The organism is Streptococcus mitis (assembly GCF_946188375.1).
In the GTDB taxonomy this organism is placed as follows: Bacteria; Bacillota; Bacilli; order Lactobacillales; family Streptococcaceae; genus Streptococcus; species Streptococcus mitis_CX.
In genome coordinates, this window is the sequence record NZ_CAMHUS010000005.1 from 77,789 (window position 1) to 92,459 (window position 14,671).

11 protein-coding genes and 1 pseudogene are annotated in these 14,671 nt (G+C 40.6%); 1 reads left to right on the forward strand and 11 read right to left on the reverse strand.

The genetic code is table 11. The features are described from left to right. Positions 1–107: 107 nt before the first annotated feature. From grpE to N8M16_RS10280, 11 genes and pseudogenes are all read right to left on the reverse strand, one after another. Positions 108–650, reverse strand: coding sequence for a nucleotide exchange factor GrpE (grpE, locus tag N8M16_RS06265; protein ID WP_261069823.1), 543 nt, complete (start codon positions 648–650; stop codon positions 108–110). 26 nt (positions 651–676) lie between these two features. Beyond that, positions 677–1,711: a heat-inducible transcriptional repressor HrcA gene (gene hrcA / locus N8M16_RS06270; protein ID WP_004261010.1), complete on the reverse strand. Its 1,035-nt coding sequence runs from the start codon at positions 1,709–1,711 to the stop codon at positions 677–679. 160 nt (positions 1,712–1,871) lie between these two features. Further along, positions 1,872–2,384 carry a DUF2812 domain-containing protein gene (locus N8M16_RS06275; protein WP_031237044.1) on the reverse strand — a complete coding sequence of 171 codons (513 nt, stop codon included), beginning with the start codon at positions 2,382–2,384 and terminating at the stop codon, positions 1,872–1,874. A gap of 34 nt (positions 2,385–2,418) precedes the next feature. Next, entirely contained in the window at positions 2,419–2,994 is a 576-nt protein-coding gene (locus N8M16_RS06280) for a DUF2812 domain-containing protein (RefSeq protein ID WP_023947120.1), read from the reverse strand. Next, complete coding sequence (locus tag N8M16_RS06285) at positions 2,994–3,314, reverse strand: PadR family transcriptional regulator (RefSeq protein ID WP_023947118.1); 321 nt, start codon at positions 3,312–3,314, stop codon at positions 2,994–2,996. Before N8M16_RS06285 ends, N8M16_RS06280 begins: the two co-directional genes overlap by 1 nt. A gap of 119 nt (positions 3,315–3,433) precedes the next feature. Further along, positions 3,434–4,780, reverse strand: a complete 1,347-nt coding sequence (glnA, locus tag N8M16_RS06290) for a type I glutamate--ammonia ligase (RefSeq protein ID WP_001122886.1) — start codon at positions 4,778–4,780, stop codon at positions 3,434–3,436. A 36-nt stretch (positions 4,781–4,816) separates the two neighbouring features. Next, on the reverse strand, positions 4,817–5,173 hold the full coding sequence (gene glnR / locus N8M16_RS06295; RefSeq protein ID WP_000659548.1) for a transcriptional repressor GlnR: 357 nt from the start codon (positions 5,171–5,173) through the stop codon (positions 4,817–4,819). A 76-nt stretch (positions 5,174–5,249) separates the two neighbouring features. After that, positions 5,250–5,777: an FUSC family protein gene (locus tag N8M16_RS06300; RefSeq protein ID WP_000119915.1), complete on the reverse strand. Its 528-nt coding sequence runs from the start codon at positions 5,775–5,777 to the stop codon at positions 5,250–5,252. Between the two features lie 323 nt (positions 5,778–6,100). Continuing rightward, complete coding sequence (locus N8M16_RS06305) at positions 6,101–7,297, reverse strand: phosphoglycerate kinase (RefSeq protein ID WP_261069824.1); 1,197 nt, start codon at positions 7,295–7,297, stop codon at positions 6,101–6,103. Positions 7,298–7,386: 89 nt separating this feature from the next. After that, complete coding sequence (locus N8M16_RS06310; RefSeq protein ID WP_419991724.1) at positions 7,387–12,306, reverse strand: endo-beta-N-acetylglucosaminidase; 4,920 nt, start codon at positions 12,304–12,306, stop codon at positions 7,387–7,389. 291 nt (positions 12,307–12,597) lie between these two features. Then, a pseudogene (locus tag N8M16_RS10280) lies at positions 12,598–12,660 on the reverse strand (YSIRK-type signal peptide-containing protein); the annotation flags it as partial. 303 nt (positions 12,661–12,963) lie between these two features. Between N8M16_RS10280 and N8M16_RS06315 the strand changes: the two are divergent. Beyond that, complete coding sequence (locus N8M16_RS06315) at positions 12,964–14,595, forward strand: Na/Pi cotransporter family protein (protein WP_004260992.1); 1,632 nt, start codon at positions 12,964–12,966, stop codon at positions 14,593–14,595. The last annotated feature ends 76 nt before the right edge of the window (positions 14,596–14,671 follow it).

Sequence of the window (14,671 nt, forward strand, 5' to 3'; positions counted from 1 at the left end):
GAAATATCTTCCTTGCAAGCCTTCGGCTTGCTTTTTATCTTTCTTTCATAGTTTATTGTCGTTTCGGACAAGTTTTATATTATGTATGTTGCAACCGTCAGAATTGCCTAGTTGTACACCACTACCATGGCTGGGCGTAGGATGCGGTCATGGAGTTTGTAGCCTTTTTGGAAGACTTGTGCAATGGTATCTGCTGGGTGGTCATCGTCTGCTGGGAAAGTTTGGATGGCCATATGGTAGTTATGGTCAAATTCACCATCAGCTGCGATTTCTTCGATTCCTTCTTCTTTCAAAGCGTGAATCAAGCTCTCTTGTACCATCTCCAATCCTTTTTTGACATCGTCTGTCAAACCTTCAACTGCGAGTGCACGTTCTAGGTTATCCAAAGAAGGGAGAATCGCTTTTGCCAAGTCCTGGCTACGATAACGTTGCAAATTTTGACGTTCTTCATTGGCACGGCGTTGGATATTTTGCATTTCTGCATGAGCGCGAAGGTATTTGTTTTCGAACTCATCTGCACGTTCATTTGCCAAGTCCAACTCAGACTTTTCAGGAGTTGTTTCTTCAGCTACTTCCACAACTTCCTCTTCTTGAACTTCTTCTACTTCTTCTACTTCTTCTACTTCTTCATTTTTTATATCTTGGGCCATTTTCGCCTCCTTTAATGATTTCAATCTTAATGTACTTCGTAATGATTACTGCTGAGATAGCGGTAAAAATCTGTCAACTTCATGGTCAAAACACGATTGACTACATTGACTTGGTTGATTAGCTGTTGGTAATCCAGATTGACTGGACCGATAATGGCTAGAATTCCAACTCCCCGATAAGGAATGAGGAACTTGCTACTAATCACCGCTAGGTCTGCTAGACAGGACTCTTGACTGTCTGCAACACGGACATTTTGCATCTGATCCTCATGCAGCCCCTCACGAATCTCCAGAGCCACCTTTTGCGGTTGGTCAAAGAACTGATAAGCTGCTAGATTGGCAAAATTCAAGAGATTGACCTTGCCCGCCACCACAATGTTTTCGTTGAACATTTCCTTAAAGATATGTTCAAAGAGATCGATAACATTATCCGTTGTTGTAAAGTAACGCTGGATAATCTGCGGAATCTCCGTCCGAATCTTGTAGTGAATATCTAGAACGGTGTGGCCGAGGAAACGTTCCTGAATAATGCTCTTCAGTTTCAGCAAATCTTCCTGCAAAAAGTTCCTTGGAATTAGAAACTGACTGGTAACCGTTCGAGACTCATCTAGGGTAAATACTGCCAAGGCTGTATGTTGCCCTAGAACAACGATATCAAAGGCTGTCAAACGTTGCCTGCTCGGCTCAACATCCAGCGCTACTACCGTACAGCCACTCAAGTCTGTCAATAGATTAGCAGCCTCTTGCAGAATATCCTCTAGCTTGAAGAATTCCTGATCAAAGGCTTTGACAATCTCATAAACCTCATTTTCAGCCAGTCGGTCAAAATCCAGTGAGTGTTTCACATAGTACTGAAAACCAGCAACACTTGGCATCCGACCGCTTGAAGTATGAGCCTTCTCAAGCAAACCTTGCTTTTCTAAAGCCGCCATATCATTACGAATGGTTGCACTGCTAGAGTTAATAGACTCTTGCAAGGCTTTGGATCCGACAGGTTCGTGCGTTTTGGTAAAGATGTCAATAATCAGATTTAAAATATCCTGCTGACGCTCTGTAACCATCTCATCACTCCTCTCTGTCTGATCGATTAGCACTCAACACACTCAAGTGCTAACTCATGATTCTATTATACACCCTTAAAAGAGAATGTCAAGACAAAAACTCAAAAAATTAGCACTCTTTTACCAAGAGTGCTAAAAATCAGTCTGAAGACCTAGAACCTTACCTTCCATCTACTTGGTATTTCCTTTTAAGTCTGAAAAAACCATGGATTAGATAAGAAATCAAGAGAGCATATAAAAGAAAAATAACGAAGAAAGACATAGAAAGTTCTTCTTTAAATAAACTCATACAAACAACCAAACCACCTAAGAAAGTAGCTGTACAGGAACGAAGTCTATATCGCATAACATCCCATCTGATCTCCTTAGCAATATAGACTTGATCCTCTGGAAGTAAATTAGAAGACGATTTACGAAGAATCGAACAAGAACCTGCTCCTATCAATTCCCAACCTCTATCTCTAAAATCTTGTAGTTCATGCTTATATTTTTTAAGAAATCTAGAATCATAGATACAGTAGATGACATCGTCCGGTTGACATTGGTCAAAATAGAAAAAACCAAAACGACTCGTTCTATATCTCCAGCCTTTCAAGTGCATCTCGTGCAAATACTCTTCTTCCTTATCCAAATCAAAAATAGTGAACATCCGAAATTGCTTTTTATTGATCATGACTCCCCCTCCAATTTTGAGCATACCTACCCTATCATAAATCTGATAATTCCTTCTTTTTATGCCATAACTTCCAACTAATATAGACAACCATTAACAAAAGGATTAAAGACAAGAAAACATCTAGCCCGACCGCAAGAAAACTCCATAGACCATACGCATTACTCCTATTGAGCAATTTAAGTAAGAATGGTATATGTATGGCTAGCAAAAGTAAAACAGGTACTAATCGCAGTCTTAAAATGCGATTAACCATAGCTAACTTCCCAGCAGCGTCATTATAGATTTCAAATTCTGCATCCGATTCAATTTCAGAATGCGCTTTTCTAAAATAGGAAAAACTATTAAAGTCTGTAATATGCTCCCAGCCACAGTCTTTAAATAGTTGTAAATAGGAGGATCTCTCTGATTTTTCCATTGGGTAAAAATCCAACTGATAAGACACTTGCTCAGGCTGACACTTTTCAAAGGTATACTTAACTGCAAACAATAAGATAGAGTAGCTTACTTCCCTAAGTTTCCATCCCTTAGCATGCATTTCTCTAAAGTATAGAGCCTCCCTCTCATAATCCGCAATTGTAAAAATTCGGTAAACAATTTTCTTTTCCATCATCCTTCCTCCCGACTATTTCTGTAGAGCCGTTCAATACGCTTCAATTCAATATCTAAAACTTTTCGTCCTAAGTCTGTGATCTGATAGATTTTCCGTTTCTCCTCTTCGCGAACAAAGGAAATCAAGCCATCCTTTTCCATCTTCGACAAGGTTCCATACATAGTTCCAGGACTAATCAAGATTTGCGAATCTGTCATCTCCCTGACCTTTTGCGTAATACTATAACCATGACCTTCCTTTTGCAGACAGAACAAGATATAAAAGCCAGTTTCCGTCATCGGAAGATAAACACGACGGATCTTATCCGTTAATTCCATTTATAGCCACCTCCTATTCAGTTCGATATATCGCACCTCGTTATATAAAGTATATCACACCTCGATATAAAATACAAGAAAAAAGATCACCCTCAGGCAATCTTTCTTCTATATTAGTATTAGTAAAGGTCTAAATAATTATCAATTTCCCATTGTGAAACGAAGGTTGCATAACTTGCCCATTCGATTCGTTTGGCTTCAAGGAAACTAGTATAGATATGTTCTCCAAGAGCCGCTCTGACGACTTCATCTTCTGTCAAAGCTTTCAAAGCGTTGTGAAGAGTTGATGGAAGGTCTGTAATACCAGCTTCCTTACGCTCTTCTGCTGTCATGATGTAGATATTTTCTTCGATAGGAGCTGGTGCTTCGATTTTATTTTCAATACCATGCAAACCAACCTCCAAAAGAACAGCCATAGCGATGTATGGGTTTGCCATCGGATCCACTGAACGCAACTCAAGACGAGTTCCCATACCACGTGAAGCAGGCACGCGCACAAGCGGTGAACGGTTACGGCCAGCCCAAGCAATGTAAACAGGTGCTTCATAACCTGGAACCAAACGTTTGTATGAGTTAACCGTTGGGTTCATGATAGCAGTATAGTTGTAGGCATGCTTAATCAAACCGCCAAGGAAATGATAGGCCGTTTCTGACAACTGCATTCCTTTTGGATCATTTGGATCAAAGAAGGCATTGTTTCCTTCTGCATCAAACAAGGACATATTACAGTGCATACCTGATCCAGCAATACCAAATTTTGGTTTAGCCATAAAGGTTGCGTAAAGGCCATGTTTGCGAGCAATGGTTTTAACAACGAGTTTAAAGATTTGAATCTTATCACAAGCACGGAGAACTTCATCGTACTTGAAGTCAATTTCGTGTTGTCCAACCGCAACCTCGTGGTGACTCGCTTCTACTTCAAATCCCATTTTGGTCAAGACATTCACAATCTCACGACGTGTATTGTCCGCAAGGTCAGTAGGCGCCAAATCAAAGTAGCCACCCTTATCATTCACTTCAAGCGTTGGGTCTCCATTTTCATCCAACTTAAATAGGAAGAATTCTGGTTCTGGACCAAGGTTGAAAGATTTGAATCCTACTTCTTCCATGTGACGAAGAGCTCGTTTCAAATTGCCACGAGGGTCACCCGCAAATGGTTCACCTTCTGTTGTATAGACATCACAGATCAAACCTGCAACACTTCCATTTTCATCTCCCCAAGGGAAGACTGTCCATGTATCCAAGTCTGGGTACAAGTACATATCTGACTCATTGATACGTACAAAACCTTCAATAGAAGATCCATCAAACATCGCCTTGTTTGACAAGACTTTATCTAACTGTTCATCTGTAGCAGGAATTTCGACGTTTTTCATGGTTCCCAAAATATCTGAGAACATAAGACGAATAAAGGTAACATTTTTTTCCTTGACTTCACGACGAATATCTGCAGCTGTGATTGGCATGAGTTTTCTCCTTAATGTATGACTACTTGCGGTTACCTAACCGCGACCAAAAGGTGACCGTACTGAAGCAAAGCGACCCTGTTGGAGGAGTTCATTGTGAAGTGCACGGCGCACCTCAGTCTGACTCACCGCTTTCTTGGATTTCGCTTCACGTTCAGCATACTTTTTCTTAATGGCAGCGATATTATAACCTTCAGAGATATAATCTTTGATTTCAAGCAGACGATCCATGTCATTCAAGGAATACATGCGACGGTTTCCTTCGTTTCGATCAGGTTTAATCAACTCTTGATCTTCATAATAACGAATCTGACGCGCCGATAGATCGGTCAACTTCATAACACTGCCGATAGGAAAAACAGCCATATTTCGGCGAAATTCTTTTTCCTTCATTTACAATTTCCTTCTTTCTGTCTATTATAGTCTAAAAAAAGACAAACGTCAATTGATAATGTTATAAAATGTAACATTATTTTTCTTTTTTCTCTAAAAAGAGACGAATACGGTCAATATCGTAATTTACGAGAATTGCGACAAAAACTCCCATGAAAGTTTCTGATACACGCGCAAACACGTACAAAATTGTCTCACCACTTGGAATTGATAGTGTAATAATTAACATAGCTGCTACACCACCTATAACACCTGCTTTGTTATTCATGGCTACATTTGTCATAATGGTTAACATGGTGCAGATTGGGACAACAACTAAGGTTACCCAAAAGGCTTCGTGGAAAAAGGTATTTAATAGGAAGAAGACCAGGGCATAGAGGCCACCGATACTATTTCCTAAAATACGCGAAGTCCCAAAATGGACACTCTTATCAAAACTCTCCCTCAGGCTAAACACAGCAGTCAAAGCACCAATTTGAAGACCTTTCCAGCCAAAAAAGCCAAAAATCAAGAGAACTAGAAAAACAGCAATACCTGTTTTAAAGGTTCGCATACCAAGTTTGAACTGGGATTTATCGAATTTATATTTTTTAAAATAACTCATAATCTCAACTTTCTATTTCCATTTTATCATAAATCAGTGATTTTTATGAGGAATAGTTGAGAGGAAGCGTTTTTATTTCGAGTAAAAGAAAAGAGGAACTTTCATCCCTCTCTTCTTTGATTCATTTAGTTAATTTTATTTTTCTGTCAAGGCTGCAAGTCCTGGAAGAACTTTACCTTCAAGAAGTTCCATTGATGCTCCACCACCGCGTCACAAATACCTCCACTAACACAAAAAGGTGACATAGCCACCTTTTTGTTAACGTTTCAGTTTTGTTCCTTTTTCTACAAAATCAGGATTTTGTAGAGACTAACGGGCTGAAATTATTTTTCTGTTAGTGCAGCCAAACCTGGCAATACTTTACCTTCGAGAAGTTCCATTGATGCACCTCCGCCCGTACTAATCCATGAGAACTTGTCTGCACGTCCAAGGTTGATGGCTGCGGCAGCTGAGTCACCACCACCGATGATTGATTTAACGCCTGGTTGTTTCACGATAGCGTCCATCACACCAATTGTACCAGCTTGGAAGTCTGGGTTTTCAAATACACCCATAGGTCCGTTCCATACAACTGTTTTGGCACCAGTCAAAGCTTCATCAAATTTAGCGATAGATTTTGGACCGATGTCAAGACCAAGGAAGCCTTCAGAAACTGCTTCACCTTCAGTGTCACGCACTTCAGTGTAGCCAGCAAATGCGTTAGCTTCTTTTGAGTCAACTGGCAAGATCAATTTACCGTTTGCTTTTTCAAGAAGAGCTTTGGCAACATCCAATTTGTCTTCTTCTACAAGTGAGTTACCGATTTCGATACCTTGTGCTTTGTAGAATGTGTAAGTCATACCACCACCGATAAGAACTTTATCAGCTTTTTCAAGCAAGTTTTCGATAACACCGATCTTATCTGAAACTTTTGAACCACCAAGGATAGCCACGAATGGACGTTCTGGAGTTTCAACTGCTTCTTGGATGTAGGCAATTTCGTTTTCAAGAAGGAAACCAGCAACTGCTTTTTCAACGTTTGCTGAGATACCAACGTTAGATGCGTGTGCACGGTGAGCTGTACCGAATGCATCGTTTACGAAGATACCATCTCCAAGTGATGCCCAGTATTTACCAAGCTCAGGATCGTTTTTAGATTCTTTCTTGCCGTCAACATCTTCGTAACGAGTGTTTTCAACCAAAAGAACTTGTCCATCTTCAAGAGCGTTGATAGCTGCTTCCAATTCAGCACCACGAGTTACACCTGGGAAAACAACATCTTGACCCAATTTAGCTGCCAAGTCTGCTGCTACAGGAGCAAGTGATTTACCAGCTTTATCAGCTTCTTCTTTCACACGTCCAAGGTGAGACAAGAGGATAGCACGTCCACCTTGTTCGATGATGTACTTAATAGTTGGAAGAGCTGCTGTGATACGGTTGTCGTTAGTGATTACGCCATCTTTCAATGGTACGTTGAAGTCAACACGAACGAGGACTTTTTTACCTTTCAAGTCAACGTCTTTAACAGTAAGTTTTGCCATGTTACAAAAACCCCTTTATTTATTTTATTCGAAACTATTATATCACACTTTGGAAATATAAGGAAAGATTTCACAAGATTTTTCGATATTTAATCTTCATCTTCTTTTTTCTGTTTCAATGTCAATGCTAAACTAGCAAGACCAAGGCTTGCCAATCCTGCTATTAGGGCTTCATTGGCATCAGCAGTTCCTGTATTTGGCAATTGTTTGCTTGCTTCTTCTGATTTAACTGCTGTATTTTGGGCTGGTTTTTCTTGTGTAGGCGCTACTGTTGGTTCAGTTTTTACTTTTGTTCCAATTTCAACAATTTCTGGAATCGCCTCTTGGATGACTTCTGTTGAACGAAGACGACGCTGACCGCTTTCATCAACTTCAAAGACATGTCTCAACAGACCATCTCGTCCCTGTATGATGACTCGTTGTTCCCCAACTAGCATATCAGCATTTTCATGCTCTTGACGATCAAAGGCAACCTTTTCCTCTTGAACTTCCAATTTAGGAGCCTTTTGTTGATCAGAAGCCGGTTGATTAGTAGGTTTTGGAAGATCTGTGTTTTGTGGTGCTGGATTGGCAGGAATGAGACCAGTACCTACTTCTACGATTTCAGGGCTTGCTTCTTTCAAAACTTCTGTAGCGCGAAGCGTACGATTGCCTTGGCTATCTACTTCAATCAAGCGGCGAATTTGTCCCTCAACCCCTGCTTGGACAAGTTGACGTTGACCGACTGTAAGATTTGGATTTGGACGTTCTTGGTGTTCGAAGGCGATACTTGTCTCTTCGACTTCTAATTTCGGAGTATCCACAACCAAATTCTTGACACCTTCAGCTGGTTCCTTGCTTGAAATAACCTTTTCTACTGGTTTAGCAGGTTGTGGTTTTTCAGCAGACTCATAAACAAAGGCATAATGAGTGAAGTGTGGTGCTGTAAAGATGACATGACTATCCGTTTGTTCAAAAGCCAATTCTACTGCTTCTTTGCCTTCAGGTAAGAAGAATACTTTCTTCACTTTCTTATCTTTTTCAATTGGGATTTTCACAATAGAAGCGTAAGAGAGATCAACGTCTTGACCTTTTTCATCCAAACCTTCTATTTCAAAGACATGGGCATCTTCTCCTGCAAAGTATTTCTTCTCTTCAGCACTTGCTTGAACACGCTCTACTTTCAAGCCCTTGATGATAGTCTTTTCTTTATTTGAGAAGTGTACTTCAACACCTGTTTTACTATCAGAAAAGACTGCTGGTTTATCTTCTTTCAATAAGGCAACCAAATCTTTTAGACTTTGCTTCGCTGTTGCAAACTCTTCTGGACTCAAATCTACTTTTTCAACCAAGACCTTGTTCTTCTCAAGAAGTGGAGCTAGGGCAGAACCTGAAGGATGGTTTGGTTTAGCAGCCAAGAGTTCTTGAGCCTCACCTGTTAAGCGATCGAGTTCGGTCTTTTCTTCCGTAAATTTCTCTTGACCATTCAAGGCTTTATGAGCTTCTGTCAATTTATTAAGTCGGTCATTAACCTGATCTTGGGTGCTAGTTTCATGGTCTTTCAACACTTGTTCAGCCGCTTCAATTGCTTTCAAGAAGGCTTCTTTTACTTCTGGTGAAGCAAAGTTATAGACCACCTTGTTCTTAGCTGCTTCAACTTCTGCTAATTTTTGTTTGAGGTACTCATCGTTCAATGCTGCTTTTGGAGATACCAAAACATCAAAGTTGACTTCATGACCTTGGTAATGAAGCGTCAAGGTTTGACGACCAGTCTTTTGAGCATCATAACCAGTAATTTCAACTCCCTCATCAGTAAAGGAATGTTCTTCCATAGTGTCATTACTATAAGCCACTGCAAAGCGTCCTTCAGACAAGTCTAAGCTATCCCCAACTAAGTAATCTTTTTTCGGTTCCTGACTTACTTCAATTCCCAAAATTGTTTTCGGAGTTGCTTCATCTTGACTAGTAACAGTCACTGACAAATTAGCATTTACCGGTTGTCCCAAATATTGTAAAGTAAGATTTTGTTCTCCCTTATGATGCGTATCAAAGCCTGATACGGATACACCTGCGTGAGTTAGGCGAATGAGTTGGTCCTCAGCTCCTCCTTCATACTGAACTCGAAGAACACCACCTCTAAGGTCCAAATCTTCCCCTTCAGCATAACTTGTTTTCTTAGGTCCTGTTTCTAGACTGACTGACTTGATTCTTCGATCATCTTTTGGAACAGAAACTGCAAGGACATTACTAATTTCCTTACCTGGCAACTGGGTACGATAGTAAAGTAGGCCAGATTGATTTGTCAAATCCAATGGTGCACTTGCTAGGTCTCCTCCAACTTCACTCTTCAAGGTTGCAAGCGGAGTTTGAGAATTTGGATTGTCATAAACGGTAATGGTAGCTCCAGCTGGAACATCTGCAAAGCCAACTTGTACCTTGTTATTACCTAAAGTACGAGCTGCAGCCTTGGCCATCGGAATATTGACGCTTTCTGTATCAAGCTTTTCATACATTTTCCAGTTATAGATACGAATAGCCTTCCATGGAGTTCCATTGTCAGAAGTAACGACATTCAAACGCCAATCTTGAGCTGTGATAGGTTTGTCAAGGGTAATATCTGTAACATGTGCTTTATTGCCACGAACTTCCTTAGCCAACTTCCATTGACCATCGGCATCTTTATAATAAAGGTCAAAGTCTTTGGTGTTCATCAAACCGTCATTTACAGATTCTCCACCAGCTCCAGCATGGTCCATCACCCATCTAACAACTGTACGTGGCTGAGTCAAACGAATATCCACACTACCACTTAATTGTCCAGAAGACCACTTGTCTGACAGACTGGTAATGGTACCATTCAACATACCTTCAATACCTTCCCCACCTTCAGTCTTAGGGAAAGTACTATCAATAACTGTTGCACCTGGAACGATATTTTCAGCTAGTGGTTTTGGTAGGCTGGTATCTTTTACAGTCATGCCCCAATCAAAGGTTGTTGTTGCAGCTTCTGAACGAACCCCATTTTTACCAACTGCGACAACCTTCAGTTCTTGAGTTGTACCTTGAGAACTTGCTGAGCGGCTAACTTTTGGTAGATAAATAGTTGTAGAAGATGAGCCAGTTAGTAATTTCCAGCTGTCTCCATCTTTTTCGTAAACTTCATAGAAATCTGCATCCTTGTTGCCTTTAAATTGCACAACTGCTTCCGCTTCTTGGGCATTTTTAAGGACTTGTTTGGCTACAGCAACTGTGGTTGGTGCCTGAGGAGCATCTTGATTATTGCTGATGGTCAATTGCCCCAGGTTAAATTGATAACCTTTTAAGTCTTTGTCATTTTCAAAATACAGTTTAATACCGTAAATTGTTTTACCTGCTAAGGCACTCAAATCAAAATCATCGGTAGTCCAGTTATCTGAAACTGTCAATTCTTTACGGGCAGCTTCATCACCGTAGGTATAATCTTTCTTAGTTGCAAATTCTACATAAACCTTGGTTCCTTTGCCTCCTTTATGGGCAACATGCAATTTGGTGGTATCTGTCACCTTCAAGCGAGTAGAGTACAAATTCACATCTTGCTTGGTCGCACCTGAAAGATCCCCTGCAAATTTGAGAGAAGTTCCACCATTATAAGCATCTTCAAAATCATAGCTTGCTTTCAACTTATCACCAGTTGATTTTTGCCACCAGCGCCATGTTGGAAGAACACCTGAAACTGAACGGTAATTCCACTCAGAATCCTTAGAAACCTTACCATCTACGAACCATTTTCTACCATGACCTGTATTAAAAGAGGTAGTAAAAGTATTACCTACTGCTGGCGTGCGGTCCGCAACTAGGTTAGCAATCCCATACCAATCTTTGTCAGCTGGTTTTTGGCCAGTAGGGTCTCCTTGGTAACCTGTAAAGAAGATATCTTCATTCTTATGATAATCTTCACCAGTTTTTCCTAAACTTGTAATGGTATCTGGGGCGAACAAACCAAGAGACAGACGCAATTTCCCATTTTCATCTAAAATGTCATTCCATTTGACCTTGGTCTTGTAGGAACCACCCTGTTGCAATTCCAAACCTGCAAATACATCATAAGGATTACGACCAATCCAGTTGGCAGTTGTAATAGTGTAATCATTCTTAGCCTTATCCCAGTTAAAGTTAGCAAAGAAGTTGTCTGCTGGAACCTTATCTCCTTCAGGTTGCATGAATTGGTAGTTGTATTCTCCCAAACCATCTTGGTGGTAACGTCCATAGTTATAGGTCATAGCATCGTACCAAGAATACTTGATTGGATGGTTTACCTTAGCAGCATACTCCTTGGTATAGAGCATAAACTGGCGCATCTTTTCTCCAAGAGGTTCAACCAAATCCCCAGTTGTTTCCTGGTTGATGAAATAGCCATCATAGCCATAATACTTGGCCATATCTACCAATTTACGGGCAATTGGGAAGCTACCATCTGGGTCTTGCTTCAAAGCTTCAGCGAATTTTTCTTGATCAGCAATACTATTAGACCAGTTGAAGAAGAGTGTACCATATACAGGAACCCCGTTACGGTGACCTGCATCAATAACGTCAGGAGTTGGTACGAGACCTTCCCAGAAGACCATTGAATCTAGATATTGCCAATAGTCAAAAGCATAGGCCTTGAACTCTTCTCCACCAACAGAAGCATGGTCTTTTGCTTTAGAATTGGTGTTTGATAGGGCTTGAACTTTTGCTTCCTTGCTAGCTTTTTCATTGACCAAATGACCTGTCCGACGTGAAGCGAGGGCGACAGACCCGCGGTTAATAGCATCATCTTCACGAGCACCTGGTTCCCATTTTAACAATTCTTCCCAAGAATTAAATTTGATTTCCTTTGGTTTTAATGTTTTTTCTGTATTTTTAGGGACATCTGGCTGGACTTCTTTTTCAGTCTTATTAGCTTCTGCTGCTGGCTTAGACTCATCCCCTTGGCTAGTTGCTTCAGGCTTTGCTTCTATTTCCTTGTCAGACTTAGGTTTTGCTTCTGCAGATGGTGTTTCCGCAGCCACCTCACTTGGTTTTTCCTCTGGTTTAGCTACGCTTACTGCCTCTGCAGTTTCAGTAGTTGCAGCTTCATTGCTTGCTGGCGAAGCAGTTTCAGATGCTGTCGCTACTCCTTCTGCCTTTTCTGGCTTATTTTCTCTAGCATGTTCTCCTTCATGCTGCTTGTCAGCTTCATTAGTTGGATGCTCACTCTCTCCTGAAACAAGCTCTGTATTGGCTCCGTTATTTTCAGGAACTGCAGTTTCTTCTGCTAAGGCTGGACCAGCAAATAAAACAGCCCCAATCATCAGCGAGCAGGCTCCTACTGATAACTTACGAATACTGTAACGACAACGTCTTTCAAAAAATAGATTCTTCATTTTCTCCTCCTAAAAGATTGATTTTGTTGCACAAAAGAAAGCGCTTAACTTTCTTTATAAAATTTTTATCCCAATCACAGGGACCAAGATAATTCCTCCCTCATTTTAAAATATTTCTTTTAAATGTCAATATATAAAAGGAAATATCTATATCTAGGTTAGAAATTGGTAAAATTAATATAATTAAGGCCCATTCTAACGAATTTTCTTTCTAAAATCTTAGCTTAACACTTGTTAGATTTACTTTTATCCTTTAAAATAGAATAGGAGAAATTCCGTTATTATTTTTCGGAGGAAAAAGAAATGTCCATTAATTGGCAGGAAATTTTATTTCACTTTTTAGGTGGTCTGGGACTATTCTTATATAGCATCAAGACCATGGGAGACGGTTTGCAACAAGCTGCTGGAGATCGCCTTCGTTTTTACATTGACAAGTACACTAGCAATCCCTTTTTAGGTGTTCTAGTCGGAATTGTCGTGACTGCCCTGATTCAGTCAAGTACAGGGGTTACAGTTATCACGGTTGGGCTGGTCAGCGCTAGTCTTCTCACTCTTAGACAGGCTATCGGAATTATCATGGGAGCCAACATCGGAACCACAGTTACTTCCTTTATCATCGGTTTCAAGCTTGGTGAGTATGCTTTACCCCTGATTTTCCTTGGAACCATGTTCCTCTTCTTTACCAAAAATAGAACAGCAAACAATATCGGACGCATCCTGTTTGGTGTAGGGGGAATCTTCTATGCTCTAAACCTCATCAGTGCCGGTATGAGCCCTCTTAAAGATTTACCACAATTCAAGGAATACATGGTAACCTTGGGACAAAATCCTGTGTTGGGAGTTTTTGCCGGTGCAGTGATTACCGTCCTCATCCAAGCTTCTTCTGCGACGATCGGGATTTTGCAAGGTCTCTATGCAGGTGGATTCCTTGACCTTAAAGGTTCGCTACCAGTTCTCTTCGGGGATAATATCGGGACAACCCTAACAGTTATCATCGCGGCAGCTGGAGCCAATGTCTCTGCGAAACGCGTTGCTGCAACCCACGTTACCTTTAACGTTTTAGGAACCATTCTTTGCTTAATCTTATTAGGTCCATTTACATCTATGATTGAGTACTTCCAGGCACTCCTTCACCTCTCACCTGAGATGACCATCGCCTTCTCTCACGGTGCCTTTAACGTAAGTAACACCATTGTACAATTTCCATTCATCGGAGCCTTGGCCTACTTTGTAACCAAGCTCATCCCTGGTGAAGATGAAGTTGTCAAGTACGAGCCACTTTATCTTGATGAGCATTTGATTAAACAAGCTCCATCAATCGCTCTCGGAAATGCCAAAAAAGAACTCCTTCACTTAGGAAATTATGCTTCTAAAGCCTTTGACCTTTCATACAACTACATCATTGACCTTAATGAAAAGGTTGCTGAAAAAGGACACAAGACAGAAGAAGCTATCAATACCATTGATGAAAAATTGACTCGTTACCTTATTACTCTTTCAAGTGAGGCCCTTAGCCAGAAAGAAAGTGAAGTGCTGACCAACATCCTAGATTCATCCCGCGATTTGGAACGGATTGGAGACCACGCAGAAGCGCTAATCAATCTGACTGACTACCTTCAACGGAAAAATGTTGAGTTCTCTGAAGCTGCTTTGCAGGAATTGGCTGATATCTATCAAAAAACCACTGGCTTTATCAAGGATGCCCTTGATAGCGTGGAAAACAATGATATTGAAAAAGCTCAAAGTCTGATTGAACGCCATAAAGAAATCAACAATATGGAACGTGTTCTCAGAAAGACTCACATCAAACGCCTCAACAAGGGTGAGTGTTCAACACAAGCTGGGGTCAACTTTATCGACATCATTTCCCACTATACTCGTGTATCTGACCACGCCATGAACCTTGCTGAAAAGGTCATCGCTGAACAAATCTAAGATCCAAGAAGCTATCCTAAATAGGATGGCTTTTTTCTTTTCCTAATCAAGAATTGCTTTTTTACATATAGAAAAA

Coding starts and splice junctions, on each gene's coding strand:
- grpE (WP_261069823.1), bottom strand. CDS start 650: ATGGCCCAAGATATAAAAAATGAAGAAGTAGAAGAAGTAGAAGAAGTA.
- hrcA (WP_004261010.1), bottom strand. CDS start 1,711: ATGGTTACAGAGCGTCAGCAGGATATTTTAAATCTGATTATTGACATC.
- N8M16_RS06275 (WP_031237044.1), bottom strand. CDS start 2,384: ATGATCAATAAAAAGCAATTTCGGATGTTCACTATTTTTGATTTGGAT.
- N8M16_RS06280 (WP_023947120.1), bottom strand. CDS start 2,994: ATGGAAAAGAAAATTGTTTACCGAATTTTTACAATTGCGGATTATGAG.
- N8M16_RS06285 (WP_023947118.1), bottom strand. CDS start 3,314: ATGGAATTAACGGATAAGATCCGTCGTGTTTATCTTCCGATGACGGAA.
- glnA (WP_001122886.1), bottom strand. CDS start 4,780: ATGCCAATCACAGCTGCAGATATTCGTCGTGAAGTCAAGGAAAAAAAT.
- glnR (WP_000659548.1), bottom strand. CDS start 5,173: ATGAAGGAAAAAGAATTTCGCCGAAATATGGCTGTTTTTCCTATCGGC.
- N8M16_RS06300 (WP_000119915.1), bottom strand. CDS start 5,777: ATGAGTTATTTTAAAAAATATAAATTCGATAAATCCCAGTTCAAACTT.
- N8M16_RS06305 (WP_261069824.1), bottom strand. CDS start 7,297: ATGGCAAAACTTACTGTTAAAGACGTTGACTTGAAAGGTAAAAAAGTC.
- N8M16_RS06315 (WP_004260992.1), top strand. CDS start 12,964: ATGTCCATTAATTGGCAGGAAATTTTATTTCACTTTTTAGGTGGTCTG.